The organism is Maritalea sp., assembly GCF_047634455.1.
In the GTDB taxonomy this organism is placed as follows: domain Bacteria; phylum Pseudomonadota; class Alphaproteobacteria; order Rhizobiales; family Devosiaceae; genus Maritalea.
In genome coordinates, this window is record NZ_JBLIAI010000013.1 from 41,255 (window position 1) to 55,093 (window position 13,839).

Consider the following 13,839-nt stretch of genomic DNA (forward strand, 5'->3'; position numbering starts at 1 on the left):
CAATGTGCCGCGTGGGCGAACTCTTGGAGCAAACTAATGACCGACTGGCTTGAAAAACACGCACCCAAGATGGTGCTGGCCCCAAGCTTCATAGCAATATTGGTCTTTGTTTATGGGTTTATCATATGGACCGCTTATGTGTCCTTCACCCGATCAAAGCTTTTGCCGAAATATGATCTTAAAGGCACCATCCAATATGAACGCTTGGCGGATTCGCCACGCTTTGAAGTCGCCCTAACGAATTTGGCCATATTTGGCATCTTGTTCATTCTTTTTGCTACCGTCATTGGCTTGACACTAGCAATTTTGCTGGATCAAAAAATCCGCACCGAAGGCCCACTACGCACAATCTATCTCTACCCAATGGCCCTGAGCTTCATTGTTACAGGTACCGCTTGGAAATGGATTTTGAACCCCGGTCTTGGCATTCAAGCCGTCGTGCGCGACCTAGGCTGGACCGACTTCACCTTCAATTGGCTGGTTGACCCTAACATGGCAATTTACACGGTGGTTATTGCTGGGGTCTGGCAATCATCCGGCTTTGTGATGGCTCTGTTTTTGGCTGGCTTACGTTCGGTCGATGGTGAGGTGATACGTGCCGCAATGGTCGATGGTGTTTCAACACCGCGTATTTATATGAGCATCATTATCCCGTCGATGGCGCCGATCTTCTTGTCTGCTTTCATCGTGCTCTCGCACTTAGCGATTAAGAGTTTCGATTTGGTGATTGCGTTGACAGGCGGTGGACCGGGCTATGCCACGGACATGCCAGCAACCTTCATGTATGCAATGGCGTTTTCGCGCGGCGATATCGGGCAAGCTGCGTCGTCGGCAACGGTCATGATGGTCATCGTCACCGCGATCATCGTTCCATACCTTTATTCAGAACTGAGATCACGCCATGACTGATATTTCAATGAATAGCGTTCAGTCTGAAAAAAGCGCCGCTCGTGTGCGGTTGATGCAACGCATTGCATTACGCTTTGGCCTTTACGCCATGCTTATCGTGTTCGCGCTTTACTATCTGATGCCGCTTTTTGTGATGTTGACCACATCCTTGAAAAGCCTAGACGAAATTCGCTCCGGCTCACTATTATCCCTGCCGCGCGAGATAGATTTCTCGTCTTGGGCAACAGCGTGGTCTGGCGCTTGTACGGGCATCCAATGCGACGGTTTGCAGCCATTCTTCTGGAACTCCGTTTTGCTGTCCGTACCTGCCGTGTTTCTTTCGACTTTGCTCGGCGCGGTAAACGGGTATGTGCTTGCACAGTGGCGCTTCAAAGGCTCGAACGTCTTGTTTGCTTTAATGCTGTTCGGTTGTTTCATCCCGTTTCAGGTCGTTATTTTGCCGATGGCAATTGTCTTGGGCAAACTGAAACTCGCAGGTTCAATTGGCGGTTTGGTCTTAGTGCACGTGGTGTACGGGATCGGCTTTACAACGCTGTTTTTCCGCAACTTCTACGTCACCGTGCCACAAGAACTGGTGAAAGCTGCAAAAGTTGATGGGGCAGGGTTCTTTAGAATTTTCTACTCAATCTTCTTGCCCATCTCGCCTCCAATTATCGTGGTGACCGTAATTTGGCAGTTCACGCAAATTTGGAACGACTTCTTGTTTGGTGTGTCGTTCAGCCAAGCGGGTACGCAACCCATCACCGTTGCGCTCAATAACATCGTGAACTCAACAACTGGCGTCAAAGAATACAATGTTGATATGGCCGCCGCGATTATCGCCGCTCTGCCAACCCTCATTGTTTATGTCGTAGCCGGAAAATATTTTATCCGCGGTCTAACCGCTGGTTCTGTGAAGGGATAATCTGATGACAGAAACCAAACAACAGATTTTGTCGATCGAAAATCTCGATAAGAGCTACGGCTCGGTCAAAATTCTTAAAGACATCAATGTGTCCATCGAGCCTGGCGAGTTTTTGGTACTGGTTGGTCCATCTGGTTGCGGCAAGTCTACCTTGCTCAACTGTATCGCGGGGCTCGAAGAATCCTCAGGCGGTGAGATCAATATTGGCGGTCGCTCAATGATTGGCGTTTCGCCAAAAGACCGCGATATTGCGATGGTGTTCCAATCCTACGCGCTGTACCCAACAATGACCGTGGGTAAAAACATCACGTTCGGCATGAAAGTGCGGGGTATTTCTGAGGCAGAACAACAGAAAAAACTCGCTGAAGTTGCCGGGCTGTTGCAAATCGATCATCTGCTCGACCGCAAACCTTCGCAATTGTCTGGCGGTCAACGCCAACGGGTGGCTATGGGCCGTGCGTTGGTCCGTGATCCGCAACTGTTCTTGTTCGATGAACCATTGTCTAATCTGGATGCCAAACTTCGAGTGGAAATGCGCACAGAAATCAAACGCTTGCACCAAACCCTTGGCGCATCGATTGTTTATGTGACGCATGACCAAATCGAAGCGATGACGTTGGCGACAAAAATTGTGGTGATGAAAGACGGGGTGATCCAGCAAGTGGGCACGCCAAATGAGATCTATAATCACCCAGCCAATATGTTTGTTGCTGATTTTATGGGGTCGCCATCGATGAACCTCATTCCAGCGCATGCAACGGCGTCTAAAAATGGCACGCAAATTGCCATTTCACGCGATGGTGCAGAAAACTTGGTCCTCAACTTTGACCGTGAAATTGCAGGCATGAATGGAAGTGGCGCTAAAGAAGTGATTTTGGGGCTGCGGCCTGAGAACATCACAGACCCACTTAGCATCGTAACCGATGGCGGCCAACTTGCAGATTGTCAGATTGATGTGGTTGAACCAGCTGGGTCCGACACGTTTGTTGTGACCAATTTGGGTGGAAAACAAGTTACGGCGCGTTTGCGTGCTGATGCTGAAGTTGTGGCAGGACAGAACGCTTCCCTCGCGTTTGATCTCACCAAAGCTTCAGTATTTGAACCAGGCAGTGGTGCGCGCATCGCCTAAATTCCAACGTCAACTCCCAAAGACGTTATGCCGGGCAGGTTTCCTCCAATCTGCCCGGCATTTTTATCTGATTTTCCACAAATCAGTGTCCCGTAATGGACCTGCCATTTGATTTCAGTCATATGCGGGGCCATACTTCTACCCTAACGTATGCCTAAGCTAATTCGGTAGGGTCTCATATGCACCAAATGAACGGCCAAACGGCTTTTCGCACCCAAGGTCTCACCAAGACCTATGGGGAGGGGGCCGCAGCTGTGCACGCGCTGCGTGGTGTGGATATTTCCATTCCAACAGGCGAAATGGTGGTGCTGCTTGGTCCTTCGGGCAGCGGCAAATCTACTTTGCTGAATATTTTGGGCGGTCTTGACGATGCAACAAGCGGCACCGCGCACTTCTTTGACCGTGAATTGACCACGATGAACGAGCGGGCGCTCACGCTTTATCGTCGCCATCATGTGGGGTTTGTTTTCCAGTTTTATAACCTCATGCCCAGCCTGACCGCCAAAGAAAATGTGGAATTGGTCACTGAGATTTCAGATGACCCGATGTCTGCCGAAGAAGCACTGTTTCTGGTGGGTTTAAAAGAGCGGATCAATCATTTCCCAGCTCAGCTGTCTGGTGGAGAACAACAGCGCGTCGCCATAGCCCGCGCCGTTGCCAAACAACCCACAGTGATGTTTTGCGATGAACCGACGGGCGCGCTGGACAGCACGACGGGCCGATCCGTGCTCAATGTGTTGCAAAGCGTCAATCAGGATTTGGGCACCACAGTGATGATTGTGACCCATGCCGCAGCAACCGCTGCAATGGCAGATCGTGTGATCCATTTCGCTGACGGCGATGTACGCGAAGTTATTGAAAACACCACCAAACTCACCGCAGATGAGATAGAGTGGTAACCCATGTTTTCAGTCCTCGATAAAAAACTGGTAAGAGACCTCGGGCGCATGAAAATGCAGGCGACCGCCATTGGTCTTGTGATTGCCGTTGGCGTTGTGGTGCTGGTGATGATGGATGGTTTGTTCAATTCACTGAACCAAACCAAAACAGCTTATTATGATCGTTATCGGCTCGCAGAGGTTTATGCACCGGCTGTGCGTGCGCCCAAACATTTGTTGACCCGTCTTGCGGCCATTCCGGGCGTCGATAGTGTTTTAGGCCGAATAAGGGGCGGTGGGCTAATCAATTTGCCCCAAGAAGATGTGCCCATCACGGCGGCCATCGTTTCGTTGCCGGATCATGGTGCTGCGCGCTTGAACGATGTTTATTTGGCGGAAGGCAAGCCGATAGAGCAGAATAAAGAAGATCAAGTTCTCTTGCTGCGATCTTTCGCAAAAGCACACAATCTCAAGCCCGGTGATACCATTTCTGCAACCATTAACGGCGCACGTCGCAAGCTCGAGATTGCAGGTCTTGCGCAGTCGCCAGAGTTTTTGATTTCAATGGCACCGGGCGAACTCGCGCCGGACGACAAGCGTTTTGCGGTATTGTGGATGAGTGAAACCAGCCTTGGTGCAGCCTTCGACCTTAAAGGCGCATTCAATGAGGCTCTGTTTTCGCTAACGCGCGATGCGAAATTACCGCAAATATTGGATAGGGTGGATCAAGTTTTAGCAAATTTTGGTGGCACTGGTGCATATGGGTTGGAGGATCAACCCTCAAACCGTTTCCTGTCTGAGGAAATCAAAGGGATCGCCGCGCAACAAAAAATTCTGCCCCCAATCTTTTTGGCGATCGCTGCGTTTTTGCTCAATATTGTGATTTCGCGGATGATCCAATCAGAGCGCGAACAAATCGGGCTTCTAAAAGCCTTTGGTTACTCGTCGTTGGAGGTGAGTACACACTATTTCAAATTTGTGTTGGCAATTGCAATTGGTGGCGCGCTGGTTGGCTGTCTTATAGGCGTGATGGTTGGGCGCAGCTACGCCGACCTGTTCCAGCAATTTTATAAATTCCCGTTCCTTGTGTTTCGCGTTGACCCGCAGGCATTCGTGATTGGTATTCTTGTGAGCGTTTTTACCGCATCCGCAGGCGCTTTGTTCGTGTTGCGCAACGTCTTCGCCCTGACCCCAGCAGTTGCCATGCGTCCACCAGCGCCCTCAGATTATTCTCGAGCCGGCGGATTTATGGGCAGCATAAAACGCATATTTGACCAACCAACACGTATGGTTCTGCGGCGGGTCGCGCGTCACCCCGGGCGGACATTCGGCGCGGCGTTGGGCATTGGGGCTGGCATGGGGCTATCTGCCGCTTCAATTGGGTTGATGATGACATTTACTTCCATTGTTGATCAAACATTTGACTATGTTGATCGCTCCGACATGACGGTGGTTTTTGCTGCGTTGCGATCGAGCGACACCTTGAACGAATTGCGTAGCCTGGAAGGGGTCGCACATGTCGAGCCTTTTCGCATCGTGCCGGTAATCATGCGCAATGGATTATATTCACACAAAGGCGCGGTTACCGGGCTCATCGCCAATCCGCTGCAATATCGTGCCGTTGATAAAGACTTGAACCCCATCACGTTGCGCGAAGATGGGATTATCATCGCAAAATCACTTGCCAAGAAACTCGCCATTTCGCCAGGACAAATGATGACCATTGAAGTGCAAGACGGGGAACGGCCAATTCTTCAACTGCCCATTGTTGGCATTGCAGAGACATTGTCCGGCGCGCCCGCCTATTTGCAGATTGATGCGCTCAATCGGGCGCTCAAACAGCCAAAACAAATCAGCGGTGCCTATTTGCAAATCGATAAGAAATACCAAACCCCGCTCTATGAAGCGCTCAAGGCCATGCCGGTGATTGCTGGCGCGAGTTTGAAATCAACATCCCGGGCAGCGTTTGAAATATTGATGGATCAAAGCGCAGGGTCCATGCGCTATGTAATGAGTTTCATCGCAGCCATCATCACTTTTGGCATTGTTTACAACAGCGCCCGCATTGCTTTTGCCGAGCGCGCCCGTGATCTTGCCAGTTTGCGCGTGATCGGCTTCACGAAGGGCGAAACCGCTTTCGTTTTGCTTGGCGAACTTGCGATCATGGTTTTAATAGCCGTACCCATCGGCATTGTGTTTGGCCTAGGGTTGAACATTGCAATTGTCGAAGGGTTCTCGACCGACCTTTATCAAATTCCAAATCAACTCCAACCGGAGGCATTTGGCACGGCGGGCGTTGCCGTGCTCATATCTTCGATTTTTTCCGGCTGGATGGTAAAAAGAAACATGGACGAGCTTGATCTCGTCTCAGCCCTTAAGACTAGGGAGTAGAACATGGCCAAAAGAAAATCACGCAATTGGATTATCCTTCTGGTAATCGTTGGCGTCGCTGGTGCGCTGACATATGCATTCTGGCCAAAACCCATTTCGGTCGATTTTGGCCTTGTTGAGCGCGCTCATATGATTGTCACCATTGATGAGGACGCAAAAACGCGGGTGAAAGATGTTTATACTGTTTCCACCCCGGTAGCTGGTCGCTTGCAACGCGTTGAAGTGGAGCCAGGGGCAATGGTTATTGGCGGTACATCTATTATCGCCAGCATGCTGCCAACAAATCCCGCTGCGCTGGATGTGCGCACCCGTGAACAAGCGTTGGCGGCGGTAAAAGCGGCGGAAGCAGCGCTGCAATTGGCAGTTGCCGAACACAATAGGGCAATTGCCGACAAAGATTTGTCGGATTTGGATTTGCAACGATCAAAGCAGTTATTTGAAAAAGAAGTCGTTTCTCGTGCCGCCTATGACCGGGCGAAAAGTGTTGCCCGCTCCGCGGATGCAGCACTTGATACAGCGGTGGCTGCGATCTCAATGCGCGAGGCTGATTTGGCCAATGCGCGCGCGCAGTTGATTGGTTTCAACGATCAGGGAAATCCGTCTGTTAGTCGGGGTGCTGCTTCAATTCCCCTGCGCGCACCGGTCTCAGGTCGTGTGCTGCGGGTGATGCAAGAAAGCGAAACCACATTGCCTGCAGGCGCGCCGGTGCTTGAAATTGGCGACACATCTAATGGCATGGAAATCCTTGTGGAGCTTTTGTCGAGCGATGCGGTGAAAGTACAAATTGATGATCGCGTGATCGTTGACAATTGGGGCGGCCAAAACCAGTTGGGTGGCATTGTAACGCGCATCGACCCTTGGGGGTTCACCAAATATTCAGCGCTGGGCGTCGAAGAGCAGCGCGTGGGTGCGGTAATTGAATTCACTGACCCATGGCAGAAACGCCAAAGCCTGGGTCATGGATATCGCGTTGAGGTCAAGATTGTCGTGTGGGAAGATCAAAACGCATTGGTGGTGCCATCAAGCGCTTTGTTCCGCGAAGCAAATGAATGGGCGGTGTTTACGGTGCAAGATGGCAAAGCCAGCAAACGCAATGTAGAGATTGGTCAAAATAACGGGTTGCAGGCACAGGTGCTTGACGGTTTAAGCGAGGCTGAAACCATCATTCTTTATCCCGGTGCAAATCTTGTGGAGGGCGCGGCTGTTGAACAACGTTTTGTGCAATAGGGTGCTGGCCAACAACTGAACCAATAGATAAAAGATCGTCATGATAAAGATTTATGTTGATGGCGACGCATGCCCGGTAAAAGACGAAATTATCCGCGTGGCTGAGCGTTACAATGTGGCAGTCGTGATCGTGTCGAATGGCGGGTTACGTCCGTCACGTGACCCGATGATCCAACACGTCATCGTGCCGCACGGGGCTGATGTGGCAGATGATTGGATTGCGGAGAATATTAGCGCGGGCGATGTTGCCGTCACCTCCGATATTCCTTTGGCCCAACGCTGTTTGGACAAAAAGGCGAGGGTACTCGGCCCCACAGGCAAACCGTTTACTGACGAGAATATCGGCATGGCCATTGCGATGCGGGGGCTTAAACAGGATTTGCGCGAGAGTGGTGAAATCAAGGGATACAATCCCGGCTTCACAAAAGCGGATCGGTCCAACTTTTTGCAAGCGCTGGACCGATTTTTAGCAGCTGCTGTTTAACGAATACGCTGTTCTGTTGTGGTGTCAAAAAGCATGACGTTTTCAGCATCAAACCGCACCGAAACATTGGCGCCAAGTTTAGGCGCATCAACTTCTGCGCTTGCTTCAACAATAATGCGTTCGCCGTTTGCAGCGTTGAGATAGATGTAAGTGACGCCGCCTAGGTGCTCGACCAGATCAACTGTCAAACCCGTGCCTTGTGCATCAAGGGTTATATGTTGCGGACGAACACCCAATGTCACACTTGAACCTGCTTCTGGAAGTTTAGCCGCTGTTTTGATGTCGCCACTGCCAAGGGCCGACGCAGAAACTGAACCGTCACCCGCCACGGCATCAAGAAAATTCATGCCCGGTGATCCGATAAAGCCCGCCACAAATTTGTTGTCTGGGTTTTTGTAGAGCTGCATCGGGGAGCCAACTTGCTCCACATTGCCCGCGCGCAACACCACAATTTTGTCGGCCAATGTCATCGCTTCCACTTGGTCGTGGGTCACATAGATCATGGTTGCACCAATTTCTTTGTGCAACCGGGCCAATTCGACCCGCATCTCGACGCGCAATTCAGCGTCTAGGTTAGACAGTGGTTCATCGAACAAAAACACTTCGGGTCCGCGCACAATCGCGCGACCAATGGCAACGCGCTGGCGCTGCCCGCCCGATAATGCTTTTGGTTTTCGGTCCAAATAGTCGTCAAGCTTGAGGATTTGTGACGCTTCGTTCACTTTCCTTTTAATTTCAGCCTTGGGAACGCCATTCATTTTTAGGCCAAAGCCCATATTTTGTTCCACACTCATATGTGGATAAAGCGCGTAGGTTTGAAAAACCATCGCGACACCACGATCTGCAGGGTCAGCGGTCGTTACATCACGGTCGCCAATCTGAATGGTGCCTGAAGTGGTTTCTTCAAGTCCTGCGATCATGCGCAAAAGTGTGGATTTGCCGCAGCCCGATGGGCCAACGAAAACGCAAAATTCGCCGTCCTCAACTTGCAAATCAACGCCGTGAATAACCTGAACGGCTTCGTATTTTTTAATAGCATTTGCTATTTTTACACCAGACATGAATCCTCCCGATGGATCTTGATTGGTTAGTGATTAGGGAACTGCCAATTTTCAGAAGCAGTCGCGATTTCTTTCGCCGCGCGTTTCATTTGCGGCGCGAATTCTTTTAGCTCGTCCAAATTGGTGCGGTTGGTTGAGCTGGTGACGGACAAGCCACCGAGCACGCGACCAGATAGCGCCAAAATCGGCACTGCAACGCAAATAATGCTCGGTTCGTGCTCTTCGCGGTCAAATGAAACACCGGTTTTGCGGATAACGCTCAGTTCAGCATTCAGTGTTTCGCAGTCAGTTATCGTGTTGTCGGTAAACGCGTAAAATGCTTGCTGCGCCAGCGCCTTTGCGCGCAGATCATCGTCCAAGAAAGCTAACATAGCTTTGCCGACGCCCGTGCAATAACCCGGTCCAATTTTCCCAGCTTGGCTGAACATTTCAATCGGGCGATTGGCGTCACGCTTGTCGACATAGAGCACTTGGCCATTGTCGAGCTGCGCTAGGTGAATGGTTTGCCCCAGTCCGGTTGACAGTTTGTCGATGGCGATTTTTGCGATCGGGGCCAGCGAAGATTGCTGCCATGCAGAATGGGCCAGCCGCACCAGCCGCACACCCGGCGAATAGGTTTGATGGTCTGGATTATAGTCGAGCATGCCCTGATTGGTGAGCGTTTGCATCAATCGATAAAGCGTGGCCTTGGGGTGCTTGGAATCTGCAAGCAGATCATTGAACCGCACAGGGCGACCAAACGCGGCGACATCATCCAATATTTCCAATGCCTTACCGACCGTGCCGTCTTTGTTTGCTTGGCTGCTCATTTTATACCCCTCGTCGTTTTTTCATCTTTTACGCAACGACCCTGTTGACAACAATAGGATTAACGAACAATAATTTCAATAGTTAAAACTAAGTTTCATATGTTGGAACCAATCGGGAGGTAAAACCAATGAAACATCTACTAGGACGCGGTATATCCGTGATGCTTGCGGCGGCGCTAATGTCGACCACAGCATTTGCAGGTGAGCTGGTCATCAACACGGATACTTCAGATCCGGCACCAAAAGCAGCATTTCAAGCGGTCATTGACGGCTTTAAAGCTGAAAACCCAGATGTAACGGTAACGTGGAACCTGTTTGACCACGAAGGTTACAAAACCTCAATTCGCAACTTTTTGACGGCTGATGCGCCTGATTTGGCGAACTGGTATGCTGGTAACCGCATGTTGCCTTACGTTAATGCAGGTCTTTTTGAAGCTGTTGACGACGTTTGGGCAGACAATGGTCTAAATGAATCTTTGGCATCTGCTGCGGGTTCAATGACCATTGATGGTAAAAAATGGGGTGTTCCATACACCTATTACCAATGGGGCGTTTACTACCGCAAAGACATCTTTGAAGCGAACAACATCGCTGTCCCAACAAACTGGGAAGAGTTCAAAGCTGCAGGCGCAACACTTAACGCTGCAGGGATAACGCCAATCACAATCGGCACCAAATATCTATGGACCGCTGGCGGCGTGTTCGATTACCTGAACTTGCGGACCAACGGCTATGATTTCCACATGGCACTCACAAAAGGCGAAGTGGCTTGGACGGACGAGCGTGTTCGCGCAACCATGGCCAACTGGAAAGAATTGCTTGATGGCAACTTCTTCCTAGAAAACCACGCAGCCTACTCATGGCAAGAAGCACTTGCACCAATGGTGCAGGGTGATGCGGCCATGTATGTGATGGGTAACTTTGCGGTTGCGCCTTTGCGTGAAGCAGGTCTGACAGACGATCAAATCGGGTTCTTCCAGTTCCCTATGATCAACCCAGATGTGCCAATGGCTGAAGAAGCACCAACAGACACCATTCACATTCCAGCAAACGCCAAAAACAAAGAAGATGCGAAGAAATTCCTCGCATATTTGGCGCGTGCGGACGTTCAAACTGAGATCAACAATACGCTTGGTCAACTTCCAGTGAACAACCAATCAATTGTTGGCGACGACAAATTCTTGCAAGCGGGCAGCAAAATGTTGTCAGGAACAACCGGTGGTATCGCACAATTCTTTGACCGTGACGCACCAGCTGAAATGGCCAAAGCGGGCATGGAAGGTTTCCAAGAGTTCATGGTAAAACCAGACCGCTTGGATGCAATCCTTGAGCGTCTCGAAAAAGTTCGCGCTCGCGTATATAAATAACGCTAAGCTGAACTGAATTATTCCCGCGCGCCAAGGTGCGCGGGAACTCTGCTCACCCCATAATTGGATGTGTCGCTATGCAAGCTTTCTGGAAAAAGAACCAACAAACTATCGCGCCTTGGCTTTTCCTTTTGCCCGGCATTGCGATGTTTTCGATCTATGTTGTCTATCCGATTTTTGGCTCGATCCAGATCAGTTTTTTTGATTGGGACGGGTTGGGTGAAAAGACATGGGTTGGCATGGGCAACTATGTTGAACTGCTCGACGACGAATCTTTTTACACGTCGCTCAAGAACAATATTATCTGGCTCGTTCTCTATCTTTTGGCCATTCCAGCTGGCTTGTTTGTGGCTTTGTTCCTTAACCAAACAGTGCGCGGCATTCGCATCTATAAATCCATGTTTTTCTTTCCATTCGTGATTTCACAAGTGGTGGTCGGCCTCGTATTCTCTTGGTTTTATGACCCCAGCTTCGGTCTTTTAAACGTTGCGCTTGGCGCGATTGGAATTGAACCAATCGCTGTACTTGCTGACGAACGTTTTGTCACCTACGGCATCATCGCAGCTGGCCTTTGGCCACAAACTGCCTATTGCATGATCCTTTATTTAACCGGCCTCAATGCTGTTGATCCTGAACAGATTGAAGCCGCGCGGCTCGACAACGCAAAAAGCTGGAAAATGCTGTGGTACATCATATTGCCCCAACTTCGTCCGGCAACGTTTATTGCGCTTGTTGTGACCATCATCGGCGCGCTGCGCTCGTTCGATCTGATCTCCATCATGACCGCAGGCGGACCATGGGGCTCGTCTCGCGTGCTCGCCTTCTACATGTATGAACAGGCCTTCTCAGAATATGGTTTCCGCATGGGCTATGGCGCAGCGATTGCTGTGGTGCTGTTCCTGATCATGATGGTCTATATTTCCGGGTTCTTGTACAAAATGTACCGCGACGAGAGAGGGCACTAAGATGTTTCCAACGCCAGTTGAAAAAACCTCTGCAAAAGTGCGTATCGGCTATCAAGTCGCGCTGCCGATTACTCTGATCGTTTGGCTGCTGCCCTTGATCGCCGTCGCGCTGACCTCAATCCGCTCTGCCGGAGATATCAATGCGGGCAATTATTGGGGTTGGCCAACCTCGTTCAATCTGATCGAAAACTACACGGCGATTTTCACCAACACGCCGATTGGCCAATATCTGCTCAACAGTTTTAAGGTAACAATCCCAACGGTGATTGGTGCCGTCGCACTCTCGTGCATGACGGGCTTTGCGCTGGCAGTTTATAAATTCAAAAGCAACTTGCCGATTTTCTTTCTGTTTGTTGCGGGCAATTTCGTACCGTTTCAAATCCTGATGGTGCCCGTTCGTGACCTGACGTTGCAGATGGGCGTCTATAATACGTGGCAGGGGTTGGCATTGTTCCACATCGCCTTCCAAACCGGGTTTTGCACCCTGTTTATGCGTAACTTTATCAAAGCGCTGCCGTTTGAATTGATCGAAGCGGCGCGGGTTGAAGGCGTCACCGAAATTCAAATCTTCTGGCATGTTGTATTGCCGCTGATGAAACCCGCCATTGCCGCTCTGGCGGTGCTGATTTTTACCTTCATTTGGAACGACTATTTCTGGGCAACAGTGTTGACGCAAGGTGCTGACAATCAGCCCATTACCGCCGGGCTATACTCCCTCAACGGGCAGTGGGTTTCCGCCTGGCACCTTGTGTCTGCTGGTTCCATCGTTGCCGCGCTGCCGCCAGTTGCCATGTTCTTTTTGATGCAAAAACACTTCATCGCGGGCCTGACGCTCGGCGCTGTTAAATAGGTATCACTATGACCAAGAAAATCGCTTTTATCGGGGCGGGCTCCACTATATTCATGAAGAATATTATTGGTGACGCCTTGCACTACGCTTTGCTGTCTGATGCGCATATTGCGCTAATGGACATCGACCAAACCCGTTTGGATGAATCTGCGCTTGTGGCGCGCAAAATGATATCTTCAATGGATGTTGCGGCGCAGATATCAACGCATACGAACCAGCGCGACGCGCTGCGGGACGCAGATTTTGTCGTGGTTGCGTTCCAAATCGGCGGCTACGATCCGTGCACGATTACAGATTTTGACATCCCAAAAAAACACGGCCTGCGCCAAACCATTGCCGACACACTTGGCATTGGCGGCATTATGCGTGGTTTGCGCACCGTGCCGCATCTTTGGTCAATTTGCGACGACATGCGCGCGGTGTGTCCAGATGCTTTGATGCTCAACTATGTGAACCCAATGGCGATCAATATCTGGGCCATCGCAGCCAAATATCCTGACATCAAACATGTCGGGCTATGCCATTCTGTTCAGGGCACCGCAAAAGAACTTGCTGAGGATTTGAATGTGAAAGTTGAAAACCTGCGTTACAAAAGTGCGGGCATCAACCACATGGCCTATTATCTCAATTTTGAGGAACGCCAGCCAGACGGTTCATATAAAGACCTCTATCCGGCGCTGCGTTCCGGTTATGCCAACGGCACATTGAAACCCAAAACCAATCCCCATCAGCCCCGCTGTCCCAATCTTGTGCGCTACGAAATGCTCAATCGAGTTGGTTATTTTGTGACCGAAAGTAGTGAGCATTTTGCCGAGTACACTCCGTACTTCATCAAAAATGGTCGTGACGATCTGATACAAAAGTT

The 13,839-nt window shown here is 50.4% G+C and carries 12 protein-coding genes and 1 pseudogene; 11 read left to right on the top strand and 2 right to left on the bottom strand.

What is annotated here, in order from left to right; all coding sequences use genetic code 11:
- Positions 1-36 precede the first annotated feature (36 nt).
- From ACJAZW_RS05720 to ACJAZW_RS05750, 7 genes are all read left to right on the top strand, one after another.
- Positions 37-909 (top strand): carbohydrate ABC transporter permease, encoded by an 873-nt coding sequence (locus ACJAZW_RS05720; RefSeq protein ID WP_415155947.1) that lies wholly within the window; start codon positions 37-39, stop codon positions 907-909.
- A gap of 52 nt (positions 910-961) precedes the next feature.
- A complete protein-coding gene (locus tag ACJAZW_RS05725) occupies positions 962-1,813 on the top strand; it encodes a carbohydrate ABC transporter permease (RefSeq protein ID WP_415155971.1) in 852 nt (283 codons plus the stop codon).
- Positions 1,814-1,817: 4 nt separating this feature from the next.
- Complete coding sequence (locus ACJAZW_RS05730) at positions 1,818-2,942, top strand: ABC transporter ATP-binding protein (protein ID WP_415155949.1); 1,125 nt, start codon at positions 1,818-1,820, stop codon at positions 2,940-2,942.
- 179 nt (positions 2,943-3,121) lie between these two features.
- Positions 3,122-3,841: an ABC transporter ATP-binding protein gene (locus tag ACJAZW_RS05735; RefSeq protein WP_415155951.1), complete on the top strand. Its 720-nt coding sequence runs from the start codon at positions 3,122-3,124 to the stop codon at positions 3,839-3,841.
- Positions 3,842-3,889: 48 nt separating this feature from the next.
- Positions 3,890-6,211 (top strand): ABC transporter permease, encoded by a 2,322-nt coding sequence (locus ACJAZW_RS05740; protein WP_415155953.1) that lies wholly within the window; start codon positions 3,890-3,892, stop codon positions 6,209-6,211.
- Positions 6,212-6,214: 3 nt separating this feature from the next.
- Positions 6,215-7,438 carry an efflux RND transporter periplasmic adaptor subunit gene (locus ACJAZW_RS05745; RefSeq protein ID WP_415155955.1) on the top strand — a complete coding sequence of 408 codons (1,224 nt, stop codon included), beginning with the start codon at positions 6,215-6,217 and terminating at the stop codon, positions 7,436-7,438.
- Positions 7,439-7,478: 40 nt separating this feature from the next.
- Positions 7,479-7,922, top strand: coding sequence for a YaiI/YqxD family protein (locus tag ACJAZW_RS05750; RefSeq protein WP_415155957.1), 444 nt, complete (start codon positions 7,479-7,481; stop codon positions 7,920-7,922).
- Here the strand turns inward: ACJAZW_RS05750 and ACJAZW_RS05755 are convergent.
- Positions 7,919-8,983, bottom strand: coding sequence for an ABC transporter ATP-binding protein (locus ACJAZW_RS05755; protein ID WP_415155959.1), 1,065 nt, complete (start codon positions 8,981-8,983; stop codon positions 7,919-7,921). The two genes, ACJAZW_RS05750 and ACJAZW_RS05755, sit on opposite strands and share 4 nt — an antisense overlap.
- Positions 8,984-9,009: 26 nt before the next feature.
- Positions 9,010-9,792, bottom strand: a complete 783-nt coding sequence (locus ACJAZW_RS05760; protein WP_415155961.1) for an IclR family transcriptional regulator — start codon at positions 9,790-9,792, stop codon at positions 9,010-9,012.
- Between the two features lie 128 nt (positions 9,793-9,920).
- Between ACJAZW_RS05760 and ACJAZW_RS05765 the strand changes: the two genes are divergently transcribed.
- From ACJAZW_RS05765 to ACJAZW_RS05780, 4 genes and pseudogenes are all read left to right on the top strand, one after another.
- Positions 9,921-11,159, top strand: a complete 1,239-nt coding sequence (locus ACJAZW_RS05765) for an ABC transporter substrate-binding protein (protein WP_415155963.1) — start codon at positions 9,921-9,923, stop codon at positions 11,157-11,159.
- A 77-nt stretch (positions 11,160-11,236) separates the two neighbouring features.
- Complete coding sequence (locus ACJAZW_RS05770) at positions 11,237-12,124, top strand: carbohydrate ABC transporter permease (protein WP_415155965.1); 888 nt, start codon at positions 11,237-11,239, stop codon at positions 12,122-12,124.
- 1 nt (position 12,125) lies between these two features.
- Positions 12,126-12,974, top strand: coding sequence for a carbohydrate ABC transporter permease (locus tag ACJAZW_RS05775; RefSeq protein ID WP_415155967.1), 849 nt, complete (start codon positions 12,126-12,128; stop codon positions 12,972-12,974).
- Between the two features lie 2 nt (positions 12,975-12,976).
- A pseudogene (locus ACJAZW_RS05780) lies at positions 12,977-13,839 on the top strand (alpha-glucosidase/alpha-galactosidase); the annotation flags it as partial.